Consider the following 22,343-nt stretch of genomic DNA (forward strand, 5'->3'; position numbering starts at 1 on the left):
TCCTTTCTACCAAGTATCAGTCCTTAATTTTCGGATCAAGCGCATCACGTAAGCCATCACCTAGAAGGTTAAATGCAAGTACAGTGATGAAGATTGCGAGTCCCGGAAAGACTGTCACATGTGGTGCAATATTTAAATAATCCCTTCCGCCGCTTAACATGGCACCCCACTCAGGTGAAGGCGGCTGTGCGCCTAGCCCAAGGAAACTTAAGCTTGCTGCTGTTAAGATTGCCGAACCGATTCGCATCGTGAAATAGACAATAATACTAGATAATGTTCCTGGAAAGACATGCTTCCAAATAATTCGACGTGGTCTTGCACCAATTGATTTTGTAGCCTCAACATAGAGGGTTGACTTAACAGCTAGCGTCGAGCTACGTACAATTCGGGCAAATACCGGAACACTGAAAATCGCGACCGCTATGACGACGTTGCTAAGCCCAGGTCCCAGAATTGCAATAATACCGATAGCTAACAAGATTCCAGGGAATGCGAGTAATACATCACACATGCGCATGATAATCATGTCGATTTTTCTACCGTAATAGCCTGCAATAAGCCCTAAAAATGTTCCCCCAATTGCTCCTAAGAAAACGGAAGTTAATCCGACGTATAAAGAAATTTGTGTACCTGCGATAATTCTGCTGAAAATGTCCCTACCATAAGCATCGGTTCCCGCCCAGTGTTGAGCTGAAGGACCAGAAAGTACATTGTCATAATCTGGTTCTGCTATATCGTAAGGCACAAAAAATGGGCCGACAAGTGCAAGTGCAATCAGAAATAGCACAAAAAAGAATGATACAAACGCAAGTTTTTGTTTTTTGAACTTCCTCCAAAACTCAGAGAATGGTGTATTCGATGTAATATTTTCCAAGGTTCGTTGCATATATTCTTCTTTTTTAGACAGTTTTACTTCAACCACTTTGGTCCCCTCCTTACTCATACCGGATCTGTGGATTCAAGATGCCATACAACAGATCAACAATTAGATTAATTACGATGAATTCTAAAGCAAAGATCATCATTTCTGCTTGAATAACCGGGTAGTCACGGTAAGCAACTGAGTCGATTAGTAGTTTTCCTAACCCCGGCCAGCTGAATACAGTTTCAATGACAACTGATCCTCCGAGCAGGAAACCGAATTGCAAACCTGTCATTGTAACAACGGGAATCATTGCGTTTCTTAATCCATGTCCCCACGTAACATTACGTTCGCTTAATCCTTTTGATCTGCCTGTACGGATATAATCTTCTTTCAGCACATCCATCAAAGATGATCGTGTAAAACGTGCGACTACAGCTGCTACACCGGTTCCAAGAGTGAATGCAGGAAGGATATAACTCTTCCATGACTCCATTCCTCCAGTAGGTAGCCAGCCAAGCGTTACGGCGAAAAGTTGGATAAGCATGAGTCCTAGCCAGAATGACGGCAACGATAACCCTGAAACAGCTCCAAACATTCCTAAATAATCCTGCCATTTATTCCTTTTTGTTGCCGAAATTACACCAATCACTAAACCAACAATGACCGCCCACACCATACTCCAGACGGTTAACCAAAATGTCGGCATGAATCGTTCGCCTATCTCATCGCTCACCGGCCGATTTGTTTTTAGTGAATTCCCCATGTCTCCTTTAAAAAGGTTTTTCATATAAGTGACATACTGTTCTACAATCGGCTTATCCAAGCCTAGTTCCTTCCTCACCATCTCCACATCTGCCAGTGTTGCATCTTCGCCGGCAACTAGACGGGCTGGATCCCCAGGAATCATATGTACGAATAGAAAAATTAGAATGGATACTATCAACAGGATCGGGATAATTTCGAGTAGTCTTTTAATGATGAATCGAAACAATTGAACCACTCCTTTGGTATAAAGATAGAGCGCTATATATTAATTATATATAGCGCCCTTTTATCAATTCATTACTCGATTTCGATATCTGATACGCTCAATGAACCATCCGGTAACAGATAGATTCCTTTTAGATAGTTCTTCTTACCAGCCAATGTATTGTCAGCAGATAAGAAGACCCAAGGTGCATCATCCCAAACTAATTTCTGTGCATCTTCATAAGCTTTTGCTCGTTTATCCAAATCTGCTGTTTGCAGACCATCTAGAATTAGCTGATCTACTTCAGGATTGTCGTAATAAGAAACGTTATATGACATAGGCGGGAATGCATCTTTGCCCCCAACAAGTGGACGAATACCCCAGTCAGCATCGCCAGTAGACGGTGACCATCCACCATAGTACAATTCAAGCTCAGCATCGTCTGGGTTTTGAACAGACCAAATTTTGTCCGATATTGTGCCTGATTCCATTGGTACAACTTCAACATCTATACCAACTTGTGCCATTTGCTGTTGTAAGAATTCCATTGCCTTAATCGCGCCAGAGCTGTTGCCGCCCCATAGTTTCGCTTTAAAGCCCTTTTCAACGCCAGCTTCTTTTAGTAGGTCCTGCGCTTTTTCAAGGTCAAATGCATAAGGCTCTTGTTTTGAGTAAAACTGAACGTCAGGTGCAATAATGGAATCCAATACAGTTCCTTGATCGTTCATTACAACTTTGACGAAAGCTTCTTTATTAATTGCATAGTTAAGTGCTTGCCTAACTTTAACGTCATCATATGGTGCTTTTAATGTGTTCATAGACATGTAACGAACTACAATAGAAGGCTTACTTTCAACTTCTATACCGTTTTTCCCGTTAATTCCCTCTACTTGTTCAGTGGGAACTGGATAAATGAAGTCCGCTTCACCTGTTTGCAACATCGCAATTCTTGATCCATTTTCCGATACCGGTTTAAATGTGATGGAATCTACTTTCGGGAATCCTGCATTCCAATATTCTTCGTTCTTTTCAATTTTTAAACCTTCACTCGGTTTCCATTCAACAAATTTAAATGCCCCAGTTCCAACTGGATTTCTTGCAACTTCTTTCCCAAACTCTTCTAAAGCTTTCGGGCTGTGCATTAATCCAGCTGGGTGAGCGAACGTGTTGATCATCGCGCCGAAAGGTTCTGATAGTGTAAATTTCACTTCATATTCATTAATAACTTCTGTTTTTTCAATTAAAGCGTAGAGGCTGTGTCTCTTCAATCCGCTATTTGGATCTGATAATCTATCAAAGTTCACTTTTACCGCTTCTGCATTAAAAGGCGTTCCATCATGGAATTTCACATTTTCACGTAATTTGAATGTGAATTCAGTTGCCTCAGCATTTGCCGAATACTCTTCAGCCAAAAGTGGAATCACATTCATATCTTTATCAAACCCTACAAGTCCTTCAAGCATTGCTTTTTGAGCTGAGCCAGATAGCGTGTCATTTGTGTCATGTGGATCCATTCCTGTAAAGTTATCCGCTACAGCAATGACGATATCCTTGCCTTCTTTTTTAGCTTTTTCAGCTGGCTTTCCATCCTCTTTACTAGCATCTTTACTGCCCTCTTTTGAATCACTGCTACAGCCGGCTAAAACGAGTAGCATCATTAAGGCCAGTAAAGAAATTAAACCATACGCTTTTTTCATCTTCTTCTCCCCTTTACTAACATTTTTTTATGATAAAATGCATTATGCATTTTTCAATGAAAAGATTGGACTTAATTGTCCGATGACTTCCTGTCTCGCATTCTTCAACTTCGGATAGTGGTAGTCATGTAAACGTACACATTGATTTTCAGTGAGTAAATCGAGCTGTTTTAAGACTTCCACCGCAACAGGCGAAGTTGCTCGACCATTACCATCCTCAATTTTAATAGCAATTCCAAGACCTGTTTCGAGATCACCTATACAATAAACCCCTTCAGCCCCTGCTTTCCCAAACATTCTACCCTCTTCAATTTTCATGAAATCTGAACAAAAGCGATCAGTGCCTCCGACCATTTCTGGTGCTGCCATCATTGCTGCAGTCACTTGCTCAATTGCATTTTTTCTTTTTTCAGGAAAAGATGTTGGTTTTGCCATCTTCGCAAAACTTAATGCGAGGTTTTTTAGTGGAATGCCATGGACAGGAACTCCGCAACCATCAATACCAATTTCTATCTCATTTAAGGGTGTTTCAGAGATATCACTTATCACTTCCATAATTCTTTTCTGAACTGGATGATCCGTTTTATAGTAATCTTCCAAACTCTCACCCATATGTATGGCTGTAGTTAACATGCCGCTATGTTTCCCAGAACAGTTGTTATATTCGGGCGTGATTTCCTTACCCGCTATAATTAATGCTTCATACGCTTCTGTCCAGCGTGGAGGATGCGTACCGCATTTCAAATCGTCCGTTCCAAGCCCTAGTCTAGATAAAATGGTTTTTACCCGATCGGTATGCTGATTTTCTCCATTATGTGATGCACAAGCTAATGACAGATCTGCCTGATTGAATTGATAATGGTCAGCTGCTCCTGTTTCAACAATCGGAATCGCTTGTAAAGGTTTCATTGACGAGCGAGCAAACGTTACCCTATTAGGATTTCCTTTGGAATAGAGAAGTTTACCTTCACTATTCACTACTGCAATATGTCCCCAATGCTCACTTTCAACATTATCTCCTCTTATTACATCTACTAAATGTTCAGAATTCATAGTTGCACCTCTTGTTATCTGTATTTTCTAACTATATTATCTCATGTTACACCTTATTACAACCATTTATTTAGAATATGCTCCCTATTCTAAAAACTAATCATGGGTTAATGCGTTGATATATGCGTGAATAGGTAAAATATAATACCTAAAGTGGTAAATTTGGACAATCCTTTGATAACAGATACAATGAGCGGACTTGCAATAACAAGTAGCAACGAGTCTGCAGGTAAAATCATGGACACGTGAAGACCTGTAATTTTAGAGGGCATCGGGTCCAGCATCATATAGAGCTTATATATTGAACATATGAGTAGCTATATAAACTGAGTGTAGGCGATTTAGAAGGGGTAGCGGGGCGGCAGTTTAGGATCCTCTAGCGGATTTTAAGGGAATTTTTTTTCAATCTATATAGTAAGCCAAAGAATTTCCCCACTTTATTCCCTACTATCTTTCGACAATAAAGCGCATCATTCTACATTGTGGATAAAGTTACTAACACTAAACCGACTGATTTATCTATATTAATTAACAATTCCAACAGGTTACTCACATGATATCCACTGCTTTTGTTAATAAGTTTTGATTATTCTTTACTTTCGAGAAACTGACAGTCGTCAATACAATTACGACACAATGAAAGTACTCCGAAGAACGCAAACTACCTGATGCCAATAGAAATTGGGCATCAGGTAGTTGAAGTGTTCTATTTAAATCTCATTATGGATCATCGCTTCAAATCGAGAAGTCTTCTGGAATGAAAACACGAAGTTGATTCGGTTTGATATATACATCTTCACCTGCTTTCACATTTAGCTCCCGGTATTTCTCTTTCGTCAATTCTGCTTCGAGAAATTGATCGTTATCTTGTCGTTTAAGTTCCACTTGCACAGTGCGCCCCACGACATGTATATGGATAATTTTTGCTTTAACTGCTTCCGCATCTGTACTTTCTCGTTCAATCGTCACATCATGTGGCCTAACATAACCAATAGCCAACTTATTTTCAGCTCTTTCAAGATCTACCGCATCCAAATCGACCTGTACATTGAGTAGCTTGCCATTTTGCAAGCGCCCATGAAAAATATTCACATTCCCTAGAAAATCATACACAAATGGACTGTTTGGATGATCATAAACTTCTTCCGGGCTACCTATCTGTTCAATCTTCCCTTCATTCATAACAACAATCCGGTCCGCCACGTCAAGAGCCTCTTCCTGATCATGCGTCACAAATATACTCGTAATATGAAAATCATCATGCAATCTTCGCAACCAACGTCGCAGTTCTTTCCGTACTTTTGCATCGAGCGCACCAAATGGTTCATCAAGTAACAGTACTTTTGGTTCCACTGCAAGCGCCCGGGCTAGTGCAACACGCTGCCTTTGCCCCCCCGATAGTTGAGATGGATAACGAGTAGCAAATGCTTCTAACTTTACAAGTCCTAGTAATTCGTTTACTTTCGCAGCAATTTCTTTTTTAGTTGGTCGTTCTTTTTTGGATCGTACTTTCAATCCATATGCAACATTATCAAAAACCGTCATATGTTTAAACAGGGCATAATGCTGAAAAACGAAGCCAACCTTTCGTTCTGTCGTGCGAATATGGGTCATGTCTTCCTCACCGAATAAGACAACCCCATGATCCGCTTCTTCAAGTCCTGCAATTATGCGTAGTAGCGACGTTTTGCCCGATCCAGATGGTCCAAGCAACGCCACGAGCTCTCCTGTTTTAATGTCGAGATTAATATCTTTCAGTGCATCAAACGAACCAAACCTCTTCGACACTTCTTTTATTTGAATACTCATGTGGTAACCTCCTGTTCTATCCTTGCTGACTTGTTTTCCATTCAATGAAGTTTTTCAAAACTAGCGTAATAATCGCTAAAATGGACATAAGAGATGCAACAGCGAACGCTGCGGAAAATTGATATTCATTGTACAAAATTTCAATATGTAACGGCATCGTGTTTGTAAGACCGCGAATATGCCCCGAAACAATCGAGACAGCGCCAAATTCGCCGACTGCACGCGCATTACAAAGAATGACACCGTATAATAATCCCCACTTAATATTCGGCAGCGTGACATGCAAGAATGTTTTAAATCCACCCGCTCCAAGTGTTAAGGAGGCTTCTTCTTCCGCCGTTCCTTGCGCCTGCATAAGTGGGATCAACTCACGTGCAACAAACGGAAATGTCACAAACAATGTGGCAAGCACAATGCCCGGGACAGCGAAAAGAATTTTAATATCATTTGCAAATAAAAATTCACCGAACAACCCGTGGGCACTGAATAATAAAACAAACACGAGACCTGCAATAACTGGTGAAATTGCAAACGGCAAGTCAATCAAGGTAATTAAAAGACTCTTCCCTTTAAATTCAAACTTAGTAATTGCCCATGCAGCTGCAATTCCAAAAATCGCGTTTAGTGGCACCGTAAGTATGGCGACAAGTAATGTTAGTTTGATTGCCGATAGTGCGTCCGGGTCTGTAATTGCAGCTACATAGACGCCTGCTCCCTTTTCAAAAGCTTTTATAAAGATTGCAACAAGCGGTAATACTAGAAAAAGCAATAGAAATCCGAGTGCAATCGCAATTAGCGGAATACGAACCCAAGGCTGCTCTTCTGTAGTCCGCTTGCTCCCATTCTTACTAACCAACTGCACCTGACTCTGTTTTGCCATGGAATTCCCTCCTAATTATGAACAAATTTCCGATTAGTCCACCATTGCAATCCGTTAATAAATAACAATATAATAAATGAGAAAATGAGCATGACTGCCCCAATTGCTGTAGCAGCAGCATAATCGTATTGTTCAAGTTTTGTCATAATAATGAGCGGTGTTATCTCGGTCTTCATCGGCATATTACCCGCAATGAAGACCACCGAGCCATACTCGCCAATCGCACGGGCAAATGCTAACGCAAAACCTGTCATTGCTGCTGGCAAAATTTCTGGAACAATCACTCTAACAAACGTTTGAAAGCGATTCGCGCCTAAAATAGCAGACGCCTCTTCCATTTCCCGTTCAAGATTTTGAAGAACCGGCTGCACCATTCGGACGACGAATGGCAAGCCGATAAATGTTAATGCAATCGTAATACCGAGAGGCGTAAACGCAACTTTAAACGATAAAAACTGACCAATCCAACCCTTTTCCGTATACAGTGTTGTTAATGCGATACCTGCAACAGCTGTTGGGAGTGCAAATGGTAAATCTACCAATCCATCAATTATTCGCTTGCCAGGGAACGAATAGCGAACGAGTACCCATGCAATCAATACACCAAATAGCAGATTAATGCAGGCTGCTGCAAATGCGGTACCAAAACTTATTTTGTACGATGCAATGACGCGCGGTTCCGTTACCGTTGCCCAAAAATCTGACCACCCCATTGATGAGGTATTAATGAATATCATGGAGAGCGGAAGTAAAACGAGCAAGCTGAGATACAGCATCGTGAATCCGAGCGATAGCCCAAATCCCGGCAATATACTATGTTTCTTTAATCTCCATTTCTTCGCCATTGCTTCACCTTCACTTCTGTAGTTAACTGTTTTTAACGCCTCTAATCCTAGATATCAATTGGATTTTTTACTTAGACACCACTACGGTAGGTAAATTTCATCGAAGGTACCGCCGTCATTAAAGTGTTTTTCCTGGGCTTCTTTCCAACCACCGAAATCATCGTCAATTGTAACGAAGTTAATGTCAGGGAATTGATCTGCATATTTTTTTAATACCTCTGGGTCACGGGGACGATAGTAGTTTTTCGCGGCAATTTCCTGTCCAGTTTCTGTATACAGGTATTCCAGATAGGCCTGTGCGACTTCTTCTGTGCCTTTCTTCTTGACGATTTTATCCACAACTGCAACTGGCGGCTCTGCTAAAATACTGAGTGATGGGACGATAATTTCAAATTCACCTTTTCCAAGTTCATTTAACGTTAAGAAGGCTTCATTCTCCCAAGCAAGCAATACATCCCCAATACCCCGTTCAACAAAAGTTGTCGTTGAACCGCGAGCCCCAGAATCTAGTACTTCAACGTTTTTATAAAGATCGCCAACAAATTCTTTCACTTTCGTTTCATCCCCATTAAATTTCTTATCCGCATAAGCCCAAGCCGCCAAGTAATTCCAACGAGCACCGCCTGATGTTTTCGGATTTGGTGTTATAACCGACACGCCTTTTTTCGTTAAGTCATCCCAATCTTTAATGCCTTGTGGATTGCCTTTTCGAACTAGGAAAACAATCGTTGACGTGTATGGTGTTGAGTTATTTTCCAATCTAGTTTGCCAGTTTTCTGCTAGCAGGTCACGGGCGGCGGCAACTTCGTCAATATCGTAAGCAAGGGCCAGTGTGACAACGTCTGCTTCTAGACCGTCAATTACTGCTCGACCTTGTTTTCCTGATCCACCATGCGACTGCTGAATAGTCACTTCCTGTCCGGTTTCATCTTTCCAATGTGCAGCAAATTCTTTATTAAACTCCTCGTATAACTCACGCGTTGGATCGTAGGATACATTTAACAGCTCGACTGAATTCTTCTTTTCAGCAGAGGCAGTTTGATCCCCACTTTTTTCAGTACCACCACATCCTGTTAAAATCCCAACCGTTGCAGTGATGCCCACTAAAAACTTGATTATTGTCGTATTTTTCTTCATCCTATTAACCTCCACTTCTATTTTCAATTCTTTATAAGAACCCTTTTTGATTGGTTTATGATTGTATCTTCATTTGTCTTCATTGCTCAAGTTGTTGACTTTTTAAAGAAAACCGTCTCTTTTCCAGCCGATCAATATGCTTAATTTGCGAGTCATGAATAACTATTTCCACCGATCCGCATTTGATTTCTTTCACTGACAGTACAATACACTCAATCCATTGCTCATCGATTTGTTTTTCTACCATGTGAGGCCTCCTATTTTCATTTTTAATATCTCAGCTAATGTAGTCGATTATTATAATAAAAGGCTCCAAGAAGCCTATATTCACAAGAATAATAGATTTCAAGGAGCCTTCAATCGTCTGATCAGCAGCCTTTTATATGCAGTTTTCATATCTGGGTAAACGAATTAGCCTTTTTATGGAGAGGGACGTTTAGGACATTTAAGAAGCGAAACATAACTATACTGCACAATTAAAACCTCCCATTATATTTCTTTCGTCCACATACATTCCTTACGTGGCTGACACTGTCTATGATTTTTAAACAAACAAAAAGGCTCTCAACATTAAATTCGGTTGAGAGCCTTCGGTTTTCCGATCAGCTACTATCTTTTTACTATGAAAGACCAAGGGAGAGGTTCCCATACATACTCTTTCTCTGGTCTTATTAAATTCATTTCAACGACTGGATAACTTGCTCCGAACACTAATCAGCAACGGTACCTCCCCAATAACCAAGTAACTCGATATGTTTTGTTAGATTAATAAGATTATAGCGTATCCTTTCTAATCTGTCTAGACGCATTTTTAAAATAAAGGAGTGAATTACAATTAACCCGTATAATTACAACGAATTACCTATATTTGTTAACATAAAGAATCCTCTCAACAACGCTCGGCGCTTGGGAATGCCTCCCGCAATAAGCCAGACAGAAAACCGCTGTCAGTCTTATTGCTTCGGCTACCCCTATGAGGCGCCTTCGCTCAGTTTGTATAGCGAATCATTTGTTTAACATATGTTACTTAGCCAAAGTAAACCCGTAAGTGACTGATAAAACACTAGATACCCTATGTACAGGTGCTTTTGAATCGCTTTGGACTAAACGACTACTCTACAATTATCGGGATGTTTGACTGCTTACTCCTTCTTTATAGCATTTCTTTTCGAATGGAAGACAGTGTCACTTTCTATCTGTTAGCATAAAACTCTCCTTCACACATGACTGTGGATAAAGTTATTAACATCACTCAGACCGAATTATCTGTATTTATTAACATTTCAAACAAGTTACTCACAGGATATCCACCGCTTTTGTTGATAAGTTTGATTATTCTATACTTATTATTTAATTCAACTACACCTTGCTAGTTTCTCCCAATCTATCTATCATAGAGATAGAAACTAGAATAAAGGGGCATACTTAAGATTGAAGAAATTTATACTGTTTTTCCTACTATTACTTGTAGCATTTCCAACTTTCACAGAAGCAACTGAAGCATCAACTGTCAAATCGATAAAAATTACCGAAACCACTCCTGTTTTCGATGACTACCAGAAGGTCGCTGTATTCCTAAAAGGTACTTCACACACCGTGGTAAATGAATCGAACCTTTTTTATCATACGTTCATTGGAAACGACCAAGTTAAACTCTCGAAAAAGAAAGCTGTAATTATTAAGGATCCACCGAATAACTGGAAAGCTGCACATCCAGTTCGAGCCAAGACTTCAAAGCCTGTACAAATCTTGGATCGCCCAGCAGTTAAAGCGAATAGCATTGGACACATCCAACCGAATATGACGATTAATGTACAAAGATTAAAGGGTAATTATTACCCCGTCTTAATAGGTGGGAAAACGGGGTATATACATAAGAACGAGCTGCTCATCGAACCTGGTATCCCTGTCTTGATGTATCACGATCTTGTGCGTAGTAAAACCGACCAAAATGCATCAACATTAGAAATTGCTAAGTTTAAAGAGCAGATGGACTATTTGAAGGCAAACAACTGGACGACAATCACTCCACAACAGTTAGAATCTTGGGTTGCTAAAAAGGGGACACTTCCAAAGAAGTCAGTTCTAATCACATTCGATGACGGCTACAAATCGACAATTGACTTAGCCTATCCTATTTTGAAAAGTCACGGATTCCAAGCTACTTCTTTCCTGATTACAAGTCGTATCGATCGAATTAGCACGGTTTCAGAACAAGATATCATTCAGACTCAGGATGTCTATTCCTATCAAAACCACACACATTTATTCCATATGTTCAATTCATTCACCAACCTAAGCCTGTTACAATATGAATCGGAACTAGCAATCTTTGAAGACATCCAAACAGCAAATGAAACCATCGAACAAATTATTGGCGGGGACTATCAAGTCATGGCCCACGCATACCCGTATGGAAAACGCAGTTTGGCGGCAATTTACGCCTTACAATCCGCCGGGATAACGAGTGCGTATACAATTGATGAGGGCAATGTCTTCCAGGGAGATTCCCTCTTCGATCTAAAACGTCAGCGCATTCACTCCAACATGAACTTGAAGCAATTTGCGGATAAATTGCAAGGAAGATAAAATTTCTTTGCTAGATGACAGCCATCAAGGACACTGTTCTTATATTAAAAAACCATGAACGCTCTCCCAACTCGCGGAGAGCGTTCATGGTTTATTTCATATATTCTGGAAGTTTACTTATACGCCAACCCGATTTCCTCACGTATTCGTACGTAATTTTAAACGTATCAAATGTGCCTGTATAACCGACGGGTACACTCACTTCAAATACGCTTTTATTCTTTTTAGCTTTCACCACTTTTGCTGTCGCCTCACTCCATTGAAGAAGCGATCCACCGTCGACCTCTACCTGCGCCAACCTCCTTTGTTGTTTAATAAAATTTTGGTCCTTCATAAACTGTTTTGCAACTTTTTTCGTCACTGACTTCTCTAGTTCGACCCTCATTTCCTTCTTCGTATCCAAGTGGCTAGCCATGTAGCGATATGTCTTACCTTTATAGTTGAACCTCTTATATTCCCCTTCTATATAATTCCCACCTGCTTCCACAAGACTCGCCGTCGCAGCCCAGTTTGCAGCAATCTCCACTGCTTTTACCGAATGAACTTCACTTTCTTCACCCTCGGCAATAGCCGATTGCTGGCAAGCAGTACATAACAACAGCAATAGCGACAAGCTAAATAGACACAGCTTTTTCAATTCCATGCCACCTCTCATATATTTATAACTTTCAAGTCGTATGTATATTGAACAAATAAAAGTCTATATAATCTTAGGTGGGAGGCATTCCCTAGCACCGTAGCGAATTCAACCTACATATGTTGAACAAATGAATACGGCGCATTCGCTTTACAAGGGCTTTTAGGAGGCCATTGAAAAAGTCCCAATACTTAGAACTAATTAGAATTCCCGCCAATACCGCTTGGACGCTTTGTGGATGCCTCCCGCGATAAGCCAGAAAGAAGATCGCTTTCAGTCTTATCGCTCCGGCTACCACGAAGTCGCGCCTTCGCTGGATGGTCTATGTGAGGAAGAGCATTTCATTATCTGTGAAAAAATCTGCAACCTGGAGTGCGTCTTTCCTAAATATAGTTAGTATCACATAATAATCACCTTACAATCTCGCCATATACATCTCAAATTCACATTTCTCTCGATAATGAACACTCTAGCGCAGGCGCGACAAAGGGGTCGCCGAAGCTGTAAGACTGGATGCGAAGCGCTAATCCAGGCTTATGGCGAAAGGCATCCCAAAGCGCCAAGCGTTCTACAATCCACAACGAATTACAATTCTCTCCTTATTAAGCGCTACCGTAGATCCAATGGGATTCTTTAATTCAGCATATATATAGCTGTAAGTCCTACCAATTATGTATATGCGAGTAAAGGGAGTGATACGTATTGAATTTAAGAAAAGCACTGGAGTCTAGACAATGAAAAAAACGCAATACGCTTTGAAGTCTGCGCATTGCGTTTTATTTTTCAGTGTTGTTAAATCACATGAAAGTTTCTCCACTGTCGTAATTAAATTGCCAAATAATCCCGAACTTGTCCGTTAATTGGCCGTAGGATTTGCTCCAGGGTGTCTCTTGGAGTTCCATAACTACTTTGCCGCCTTCTTTCAGTTTACTAAATGCAGATGTAATCTCTTCTAAATCCTTACTAACGATTGCGAGGCTAATGTTATTGCCTTCAATAAATGGCATTCCAGGAAATACATCTGAAAACATAACATTGCTTCCGCTAATATTCAGACGGGAGTGCATAACAAGATCTTTCGCTTCTTCTGGAAGTGGATATTCCGGATTAGGTGGCATTTCTCCGAATGTCATTATTTTCGGGTTTTCTATTCCAAATACCTCTGCATAGAAATTCACTACTTCACGACAATTCCCATTAAAATTAAGATAAACATCAACAGCCATTTCCATCACTCCTTCGATTTATAACTAATCTTTATTGTTAAGTGTCTTGTCCCAATAGTGTAACACTTCTTTTGTTTCGGTGTCATGCGAGGTACTTTCACTCGGTCAAATCGAAAACCGCTCCGACAACTTGATTACCGAATAGTGTCACTATATATGTTTACCCAATGAATACGGCGTACGTGCTTTACAAGGGCTTTTGGGCGGCCGCTGAAAAAATCCCGATACTTGGAACGAATTAGGATTCCCACGAAATCGCGCCTGCGCTGGATGGTCTTATTTGAAAAAGCGCATTTCATTATCTGTGATGGAATCTGCAACCTAGAGTGCGGATTTCTTGAATATAATTTTATATGTTGAATCCGGTATATATACTGAGCGAAGGCGCCTTAACAGGGGTAGCCAACCGAACAACGAAGAGTTCGGTTTGTATAATTTCTGCGTTCTTTGCAGAAATTATACAGTTAATGCCAAGAGGTTATTCCAGATAGGTTAAAGAATACCTCATCTGGCTTATGGCGAGAGGCATCCCCTAGCGCCGTAGCGGTTCAATGGAATTCTTTATTTCAATTTATATAGTATCAACTAGTTGATTGTAGTGAAGAGCGGCGACTCCAGCGGGAACAGCGCGAGCTGAAGACCCCGCAGGAACGCAGTGACGAGGAGGCTGAAGCCGTGCCCGCGGAAAGCGTCCGCTCGGAACGGACATCAACGGGATTGAAGGAAATCGTACTTTTTCAGTGCCCTCCGAATTATAACTCTCTCCTTATTAAGCGCTACAGTAGATTCAATGGGATTCTTTAATTCAACATATATGGTTTTTTCTTTTTTTAATAAAGAAGTGTCACTTTCAATAAGACATCACATGAATTAGGTCCATAATCTTTACTAAAAGTATGAAAGGAACGCATTATACAACTTGCAAGAGTGCCCGAAATTGCATCTTCGGGCACTTACACACTACATAGAATGTCATCTATTTTTTCTTCCAAAACTACTGCATTTTTCACTTGAATAGTTAGCCGAAAATAGTCCAGTGAAAATCAAGGTCATCAAGCCCTTCTCACCAGAATTTTATGCAAATAAATGTTTAATCAACAGACCGGAATGAAACATTAAAAAGCAGCATCCCCGAACCTATAACTAGTTCTGAGATGCTACTTTTTATCCGTTCATCATTCACAGTTTGCCTACCATCCACCCATTCAACACATCAACAATTAAAGAACCTTCTAAAAGAAAAAGGTAGATCGAAAAAGCAATTCCAAAAATGACAATATAGGCGAGGACGCAGTACAGCGGATCAATCCCCTCTTCTGCTTTGGTCAGTAATTTTATCAGAATATACAGCGGTATGATAAAAAATGCAAATAGGAGTGCAAACGATAGAAGAAAGTTACTGTAGGTGTACGCTTTTAATAGGAGCAAAATAAAGGATATCAATACGAGGAATGTGGATGGGATAAGATGCGTTCCGTAAATGCCAGCGATACTTTTGAATGAGTGTTCAGAACCGAGAAACTTAATCGTTAGGAACAATGATGCGATAATAATTGCTGTGCTGATAAACACAAATAATAAAGAACTACCAATCACTGAGGTAAATGACAGTTCGTGCGAAGCTTCAAGAAATGACGATGCAACACGTTTCATGGAGGTAAATAAAAATAAACCAATAATAAATGCCATAGTTACTATATTTATTATGCCATTCAAAAACTCCTTTTCACCTTGTTTAAGCGCCAGAGAAGGTTGCCTCAAATAGTTCAGGAAATAGTTCCAGTACATTTTAGATGCATTTTTAACCTTTTCGATGTATTCATTTGATTGTTGGTTATATCTTGCAGATGACCGATTTCTTGTTTGCTCCCCTTCAATCAGAATGTCGCCCAAAACCACGCCACAAACCGCACAGAATTTACCTTCACTTTGTTCATGTCCGCAATTTATGCAGTGCAATCCATGCCCTCCCATTCTTAGTCATTAATAAAATTCACTTTTCACTAATTACCACACAGCAACTTGATTATTCTACTCTATTCCTTCAACCCGTACTTATATTCTTAAAAACCTATTTTTAATGCAATTACCGAAATAACTTAAAGGGATTCGCCTAATCAGGACAGATAGAATGCATATTACTCAAATATTCATGTTTATTCTGTTTGTTTTAGAATAGACATAATAACTATTTCACACCAAAATTCATCAGAAATCCAAAAAAATGTTTCGACAAAATCTGCGTTTTTAACATCTGTGGATAAAGTTGCTAACGTTATACCCACCACTCCCTATGTATCCGTAGCCATTACAAACATATTAACCACAGCTTATCCACCGTCAACTGTGGATAAAGGAACAGTTGTTCTTAATCCGAATCTTTGGTAGATTAAGAGTACAACCTTGTTACATATCATCTTATGCATACACATTTCAATATAGTACACATAATCTATAATCTATACGATTGGAGGTGGAACCCCAGATGAGTAAATTACCTGATGACTTGTTGATTGAATCCTATTTCAAGGCAAAAGACATCAAACTATGCCCTCACTTTATTCAATTGTTAGAAGCGGAAATTCGTCGACGCTCTTTACACTATGAAGTTCAAATTTCTTCTTGATTTTATAAATTTCTTAAAATGAATTTCATATTCCAAGAAAAAAAGCACCAGGTTTCACCCAACTTTATATTTCTTAAAGTCGACGAAAACCCGGTGCTTATTTATTTAGCCGATACTTCTAAGTATACGCCTTGTTTCATCGGTTTATTTTGCGTATTTTTATAAAGCGGATGAATCACAAGTACATATCTACTTCCCGCTATCAATGGTTTATTCGGAACAACAGTAACTGTAGTTGCATTCACAACCTTTATAGAAGCCCCGATCTCTTGTCCTCCCAATTGGATAAGTTGAACCGTTTTTTTATCGATGTTTTTCCAATTCATTGTTGTATTCATTTCAACCGTAAACTTCTTGCTGACGGGGACATTCACAAGTTCAGGAAGCTGTTTGTATCCCTTCAGCTTTTTAAGTAACTGATCATGATGGGACACTTCGAGCTCAGCCTCTTTTTTGGTTATGACATCCGGCTTAACACCCACTTTATCTACTGATTGCCCGCCCGGCGAATAAAATCTTGCAGTCGTCATTTTCAACACACTGCCATCATCAAATCCATACATCGCTTGCATCGTACCTTTACCGTAGCTCGTTTGACCGTATAAAGTAGCCGTCTTTTGCTCTTTCACTGTCGCAGAGACCATTTCCGAAGCACTCGCACTGTATTCATTAATCAAAACATGCGTTGGTCCGTTAAACTTTCTTGGTTGAATAGTCGACGGATAAGTCATCGGCTTACTGTTCTTTTCCCTTAATTGAAACGCGTTGACTGTATTTGGAAAGAATCCCGCAATGTCCTGTGCAGCTGTTATGTAACCTCCGCCGTTGTTACGCAAATCAACAATCCATCCATCTGCTCCGTTTAAAGATTGAATTGCTTTGTTCATTTCTCTCGAGGATTCCATTGCAAAACTGTTCAGTCGAATGTAGGCAATATTGCCGCCAAGCATTTCATATTCAACATTCGGCAGCGTAATCTCTTCCCGCGTAATTTTTTTGGTGATAGGGTCTCGTTGGCCAATCCGGTTAATCGTTACCGTAACCACTGTTTTTTCTTCTCCGCTAATTAACGATATCGCAGTCTGAATTGACTTCCCTACGATGCTTTTCCCATTTACATGTGTAATCACATCACCCGGTTGTATTTCCGCTCTCGCTGCAGGCCCTTCCGGAATAACCGAAATGACTTTAACACCTTTCAAATCCTCTTCTAGCACAACACCAATTCCAACTATCCGCTGCTCAATCCCATTAACGAATCCTTGGTACTCCTTCGCACTCATATAGACGGAATGGGGATCGAGATGCTTTGTAATCTCCTTAACTGTGCCCTTAGACAACACCGATTCCGGCACGTCATCGACATAGAAATCACGCACCAATTGCCGGATTTCATCAAGCGGCTCTGCTGACGCGGAAGTTACCTGTGGAAGTAATACGAATAGCATGGCAAATAACAACACAAATGATTTCAGGTTTATCTTCACGCTGATTAATCCCTCCTATTAATTTCAACTTTCTTCTATTATACGCTTTTCGTCGATGGGCTCCAAGTTAGATTAAAAGTATTCGGATAACTATACGAGTAATGTTCGAATTGAATCATATATGTTGAAATAAAGATACCCTTCAAATCCTCTACGGCGCTAGGGGATGCCTCCCGCCATAAACCCAGCAGCTTCGGTTATCCCTTATAAGGCGCCTTCGCTTGGGTTATACAGGTAATCATTTGTTCAACATATTTAGCAACACAAATAAACCCATAGAAAATTCCATGAGTTTATACTAATTCTGTGTAAAATCTACAACGATCTCCCCGCACAATCGAAATACAAAATTCTACTGGTTGCCCATTCGTATCATATGCTGTTCTTTCCAAAAGCAAAGCAGGTTTTCCAACGTCCGTCTCGAGAAGGTCACTTTCCTCTTCCCTTATTAAAACGGGTTCAAAGGTTTCTTTCGCACGGACAACTATCACGCCATAACGTTCATCCAACAAATCGTACAATGATGAGGTTCCGACTTCATACAAAACAGCCATATCTTGAATAACTGATTTCGGCATAAATGATGATTCAAGAATAATCGGTTCTCCATCCGCACAGCGTAGCCTTTTCATTTCAATTACATTTTCACCCGCTGGAAGCTGCAATCCCGCTCTCACAGTTGCAGAAGGGGCAACTTCCTTTACTTCAAGTACACGGTCAGTAGGATGCAGTCCCTTTTCACGTAAAACACGGCTAAAGCTATAAAATCCAGTTAATGATTGTTCAAATTTAGGTCTAGAAACAAAGGTGCCTTTTCCTTGTATCCGATAAAGTACGCCCTCCTGGACCAATTCTTCAATCGCTTTCTTCGCTGTATTCCGACTCACATGAAATATGTCCATCAAGATATTTTCCGAATCAATTTTATCGCCTGGCTTCCATTCCCCTGCTCGGATGCGTGTATCTAATCTTTGTTTCAATTGATGATATAATGGAATGATACTTCCTTGATCTAATGGTTTCATCACACTTCATCCTTTTTCATAGTTCTTACTCTTCAATCTACCATCATTTCAACAAGACTCGCAACAATTGAACACGCCATTATGCTAATCAGGAATAGAACCCTTACAAATTGTCCATTTCATGCCTGTGAAGGGTTGAAATATAGATTTTCTTCAAATCCGCTCCGGCGCTCGGGGATGCCTCCCGTCCTAAATATGACCACTGTGCTATCTGGCACCCAGTTACTGGTATCAAATGGCGCCTTCGCTCAGTTTATTATTGGTATTCATTTAACTTCTTCCACTTGAAATGAACCATCCGATTCACCTTTCAAACGGAAAATTTGCGAGGACATCCATGTTAAAAATAGAATCGATACACTGATTCCGAAAAACGGAAGCAACCCCGGAATAATCAGGAATCCTCGGTAAAACACATAAAGTCCCATAACAGATCCAATCACTTGAATCGGGTAGGAAATACTTAGTAACAGCGATGCAGAGAAATATCGTAAAAGTGGCAGTTCGTAGTTAGCAAACACTTGAAAAATATTCATCACCATCACAGCATAAAGAATCGAAATCATGACCATCAACGTTATCATCAACAATCCAAAGGTCCCATTAATCGTCAGCACAATACGCAAATTAAGAACGAGAAAATAGCCAATGACAATCAAAATAATACCAATCTTATTCGAATTAATGAACTCAGCTTTATACGTCGCCCAATAATTGCTTGTTAGCGATCGTAAACTGTCTTGACCTTGTAATCTTTTTCGCATGACAACGAATAACCCTACAGTAGCCGGTGATATGCCCAAAACTACTAGGCCAAGTAGTGTCAACCCAATCCACATGAGTTGCAACACCGCGAGCATTGTTACAACTTCCACGAACCAATAAAGTTTACCTTTCCATCCGTTTGCGCTCATGTAATGACCTCCATTAAAAGGTAAAACTCATATGAAGGTAACTCTTCATATGAGTTTTGATTTTTATTTTATTGTTCTTTTTGCATACGCTCGTATGCCTCTTGAGCAACTTCAAGATACGATTGTAATCCCATCTTATTAAGTGTTTTCTTGTATTCATCCCACTTGCTAAAGTCCTGTTTCCCCGTAATAAAGGCAGCAGTCATTTCATCCACATATGTTTGAACATCTGTCATAACTGCACTGACTTTATCATTCTCTTCTAGTGTATAGTTGAGTCCAGGAATAATATCTTCATCTTTTATGCGATAGGGTTTTGTTTGCGCAGCATTTGCAGCAGTAGCTTCTTTTCCTTCTGCTCCTTGGAAGTATTGCTGTCTAACGATTCCAGGATAATAGCCCCCTGGCCAAGTCAAGTATTCGCTAATCGCTTGGTCCATATTTAGGCCATTCGGATTGTCCGTGATTTCAGGTAGATACTTGAAGTTTCCTTCTGCATCTTCCTCATACGTCACACCCTCGAAGCCCATGAAGAACATTTTATTGCCTTCTTCCCCATAGAAGTGATCCATCCAGCGAACCATTGCTTCTGGATTTTTTGCTTTATCCGTCAAAACGAACATGCCAAGATTTCCAAGTCCAGTGGAAACTGTGTTATAAGCACGTTCCCCCGTAGGACCTTCAAGAACCGGTACACCAACATAACCGTCGAGTTTTAGTAATTCTTTCGGGTCAACCTCACTCAACATACCATAATTCCCTTTAGATGCTTCTGCAGAAAACGTCTGTGGTTCAGTCGTAAACACATCCTGGTTAACTAAACCTTCCTTATATAGCTTGTTCAAGAATGTTAGCATTTCCTTGTATTCATCTGTGGCCGGAACAAAACGGAACTCCTCCGTACCTTCTTTAAAGTCGAGGTTGATGTTCATAGACCCTTGTTTGTTCAAGCCATAGGTTCCGCGTAAATAGCTAGTGAATTCAGCAACGCCATAGCCGCTCCCCCATCCAAGCTCATCCGCTTTACCATTACCATTCGGATCTTGTTCTTTGAACGCTTTCAATACTACATACAATTCATCCGGTGTTTCAGGTGCTTTGAGTTCCAATTTTTCAAGCCAATCTTTATTTATCCACGGTGTACCTGCACGTAAAGCTTCGAATTCCGGGTCATAAATTGCAGGGAAACCATAAATATTTCCATCCGCCATCGTAACACCTTGTTTCACCGAAGGGTACTTATCAAGTAGCTGTTTGAAATTCGGTGCGTATTCATCTATATAGTCATTTAACGATATAAATACACCTTGTTCTCCGTATTTGATCAAATCTGTTTTGGATAAAGCTGAAGCGAAGTAAAAATCGGGATAATCCCCAGCTGCAAGCATCAAGTTGCGTTTCTCTGCTAATCCCTCAATTTGTACGGTTGTCCAATTCACTTCAACATTCGACATTTTCTCATACTCTTCCCAAAGCATAAGGCTGTCCCAGTCTTGTGAAGAGAAGAATTTCGCTGCAAATCCATCGACTTGAATCTTTTCTTCAACAATTGGCATACCCGTTGCGTTTACATTACCAGCATTTTCGCCTTTTTCAGCAGGTTCATCGTCTTTTGAACAAGCCCCCAAAATCCCCGCTGTTAACAATAAAGTTACTGCTACGCTTGAAAAATACCTTCTCTTCAAACCATTCTCCCCCTTATTAGCCTTTTAGTGAACCTATCATAACGCCTTTCACGAAGTACCTTTGTAAAAATGGATACAGCATGAGCATCGGTAAGTTGGCAACAATCAGTACTGCATATTTTAGCCCTTCAACACTGAGTTGTTGCGCTAAAAAGCTTTCCGACGTTGCTTGAATCATGTCATCAGTCTGACCTTGAATCAGAATTTGCCTAAGTATCAATTGCAGTGGAAACTTATTTTCATCCTGTAAATAAATCAATGCCTGGAAGTATGAATTCCAATGGCCGACTGAATAGAATAGCACCATGACGGCAATAACCGGAAATGATAATGGCAACACAATACTCCAAAGAATTCTGAAATTCCCACTGCCATCCATTTTGGCTGACTCTTCCAACTCTTGAGGAATAGCCTGGAAAAACGTTCTCATAATAATGATATTCCAAACCGCAACGGCATTCGGAATAATCATGACCCAAAAAGTATCTAGCATTCCAAGATCACGAATAAGTAGATATGTCGGGATAAGTCCCCCACTGAAAAATATCGTAAAGATGATAAACGCCATAATAACACCACGTCCCTTTAAATCTCTTCGTGACAATGGATACGCTGCTAAAATAGTCATAATGACATTCAAAATCGTTCCAAATACTGTATACTTCAACGTGTTGACAAACCCATTAATTATAGCCTGGTTTTTGAAGACCTTTTCATATGCCTCTAGCGTAAATTCCTTCGGCCATAACCACATCTCACCCGATATCACATATTGTGGGTTACTTAGAGATGCACTGACCACGAAAACTAATGGATAGATGACAAGTAAGGCAACAATGGTAAGGAACACATAGTTAAATATAGTAAACGTACGATCTGTTTTCGTCTCTCTCACTGC

General features: G+C 40.2%; 19 protein-coding genes. 2 read left to right on the forward strand and 17 right to left on the reverse strand.

The features are described 5' to 3' along the window. Positions 1 to 16: 16 nt before the first annotated feature. From ACP8HG_RS12780 to ACP8HG_RS12820, 9 genes are all read right to left on the reverse strand, one after another. On the reverse strand, positions 17 to 886 hold the full coding sequence (locus tag ACP8HG_RS12780) for an ABC transporter permease subunit (RefSeq protein WP_187047977.1): 870 nt from the start codon (positions 884 to 886) through the stop codon (positions 17 to 19). Positions 887 to 935: 49 nt separating this feature from the next. Further along, on the reverse strand, positions 936 to 1,856 hold the full coding sequence (gsiC, locus tag ACP8HG_RS12785; RefSeq protein WP_187045709.1) for a glutathione ABC transporter permease GsiC: 921 nt from the start codon (positions 1,854 to 1,856) through the stop codon (positions 936 to 938). A gap of 71 nt (positions 1,857 to 1,927) precedes the next feature. Continuing rightward, the gene (locus ACP8HG_RS12790; protein ID WP_438296571.1) at positions 1,928 to 3,532 is read right to left on the reverse strand and encodes a glutathione ABC transporter substrate-binding protein; all 1,605 of its coding nucleotides are present in this window, start codon (positions 3,530 to 3,532) and stop codon (positions 1,928 to 1,930) included. A 42-nt stretch (positions 3,533 to 3,574) separates the two neighbouring features. Continuing rightward, positions 3,575 to 4,585, reverse strand: a complete 1,011-nt coding sequence (locus ACP8HG_RS12795) for an asparaginase (protein WP_438296573.1) — start codon at positions 4,583 to 4,585, stop codon at positions 3,575 to 3,577. 735 nt (positions 4,586 to 5,320) lie between these two features. Beyond that, positions 5,321 to 6,394 carry a sulfate/molybdate ABC transporter ATP-binding protein gene (locus tag ACP8HG_RS12800; RefSeq protein WP_438296575.1) on the reverse strand — a complete coding sequence of 358 codons (1,074 nt, stop codon included), beginning with the start codon at positions 6,392 to 6,394 and terminating at the stop codon, positions 5,321 to 5,323. A gap of 16 nt (positions 6,395 to 6,410) precedes the next feature. After that, positions 6,411 to 7,274, reverse strand: a complete 864-nt coding sequence (gene cysW, locus ACP8HG_RS12805; RefSeq protein WP_187045713.1) for a sulfate ABC transporter permease subunit CysW — start codon at positions 7,272 to 7,274, stop codon at positions 6,411 to 6,413. Between the two features lie 11 nt (positions 7,275 to 7,285). After that, positions 7,286 to 8,119: a sulfate ABC transporter permease subunit CysT gene (gene cysT / locus ACP8HG_RS12810; RefSeq protein ID WP_187045714.1), complete on the reverse strand. Its 834-nt coding sequence runs from the start codon at positions 8,117 to 8,119 to the stop codon at positions 7,286 to 7,288. An 81-nt stretch (positions 8,120 to 8,200) separates the two neighbouring features. Beyond that, the gene (locus ACP8HG_RS12815; protein ID WP_342538972.1) at positions 8,201 to 9,256 is read right to left on the reverse strand and encodes a sulfate ABC transporter substrate-binding protein; all 1,056 of its coding nucleotides are present in this window, start codon (positions 9,254 to 9,256) and stop codon (positions 8,201 to 8,203) included. A 79-nt stretch (positions 9,257 to 9,335) separates the two neighbouring features. Next, on the reverse strand, positions 9,336 to 9,503 hold the full coding sequence (locus ACP8HG_RS12820) for a YezD family protein (RefSeq protein ID WP_082786694.1): 168 nt from the start codon (positions 9,501 to 9,503) through the stop codon (positions 9,336 to 9,338). 1,184 nt (positions 9,504 to 10,687) lie between these two features. Between ACP8HG_RS12820 and ACP8HG_RS12825 the strand changes: the two genes are divergently transcribed. Further along, the gene (locus ACP8HG_RS12825) at positions 10,688 to 11,845 is read left to right on the forward strand and encodes a polysaccharide deacetylase family protein (RefSeq protein WP_338655336.1); all 1,158 of its coding nucleotides are present in this window, start codon (positions 10,688 to 10,690) and stop codon (positions 11,843 to 11,845) included. 91 nt (positions 11,846 to 11,936) lie between these two features. On the opposite strand, the gene ACP8HG_RS12830 is transcribed toward ACP8HG_RS12825, so the two are convergent. The 3 genes from ACP8HG_RS12830 to ACP8HG_RS12840 form a co-directional block, all read right to left on the reverse strand. Next, positions 11,937 to 12,482: a DL-endopeptidase inhibitor IseA family protein gene (locus ACP8HG_RS12830; protein ID WP_438296579.1), complete on the reverse strand. Its 546-nt coding sequence runs from the start codon at positions 12,480 to 12,482 to the stop codon at positions 11,937 to 11,939. Between the two features lie 797 nt (positions 12,483 to 13,279). After that, the gene (locus ACP8HG_RS12835) at positions 13,280 to 13,708 is read right to left on the reverse strand and encodes a VOC family protein (protein WP_338655333.1); all 429 of its coding nucleotides are present in this window, start codon (positions 13,706 to 13,708) and stop codon (positions 13,280 to 13,282) included. A 1,179-nt stretch (positions 13,709 to 14,887) separates the two neighbouring features. Further along, on the reverse strand, positions 14,888 to 15,667 hold the full coding sequence (locus ACP8HG_RS12840) for a hypothetical protein (protein ID WP_187045718.1): 780 nt from the start codon (positions 15,665 to 15,667) through the stop codon (positions 14,888 to 14,890). Positions 15,668 to 16,193: 526 nt separating this feature from the next. On the opposite strand from ACP8HG_RS12840, the gene ACP8HG_RS12845 reads away from it, so the two are divergent. After that, a complete protein-coding gene (locus ACP8HG_RS12845) occupies positions 16,194 to 16,334 on the forward strand; it encodes a sporulation histidine kinase inhibitor Sda (RefSeq protein ID WP_342538976.1) in 141 nt (46 codons plus the stop codon). Positions 16,335 to 16,435: 101 nt separating this feature from the next. On the opposite strand, the gene ACP8HG_RS12850 is transcribed toward ACP8HG_RS12845, so the two are convergent. The 5 genes from ACP8HG_RS12850 to ACP8HG_RS12870 all read right to left on the reverse strand — a co-directional run bounded on the left by ACP8HG_RS12850 (position 16,436) and on the right by ACP8HG_RS12870 (position 22,340). Further along, positions 16,436 to 17,821, reverse strand: a complete 1,386-nt coding sequence (locus ACP8HG_RS12850; protein ID WP_438296582.1) for a S41 family peptidase — start codon at positions 17,819 to 17,821, stop codon at positions 16,436 to 16,438. A 293-nt stretch (positions 17,822 to 18,114) separates the two neighbouring features. Beyond that, a complete protein-coding gene (locus tag ACP8HG_RS12855) occupies positions 18,115 to 18,846 on the reverse strand; it encodes a GntR family transcriptional regulator (RefSeq protein ID WP_342538979.1) in 732 nt (243 codons plus the stop codon). A 266-nt stretch (positions 18,847 to 19,112) separates the two neighbouring features. Beyond that, positions 19,113 to 19,760, reverse strand: a complete 648-nt coding sequence (locus tag ACP8HG_RS12860; RefSeq protein WP_187045720.1) for a YesL family protein — start codon at positions 19,758 to 19,760, stop codon at positions 19,113 to 19,115. A 68-nt stretch (positions 19,761 to 19,828) separates the two neighbouring features. Beyond that, positions 19,829 to 21,445, reverse strand: a complete 1,617-nt coding sequence (locus ACP8HG_RS12865) for an extracellular solute-binding protein (RefSeq protein WP_187045721.1) — start codon at positions 21,443 to 21,445, stop codon at positions 19,829 to 19,831. Positions 21,446 to 21,461: 16 nt separating this feature from the next. Further along, positions 21,462 to 22,340, reverse strand: coding sequence for a carbohydrate ABC transporter permease (locus ACP8HG_RS12870; RefSeq protein ID WP_354312163.1), 879 nt, complete (start codon positions 22,338 to 22,340; stop codon positions 21,462 to 21,464). Positions 22,341 to 22,343 lie beyond the last annotated feature (3 nt).

It is taken from the genome of Sporosarcina sp. FA15 (assembly GCF_051550195.1).
GTDB lineage: Bacteria > Bacillota > Bacilli > Bacillales_A > Planococcaceae > Sporosarcina > Sporosarcina psychrophila.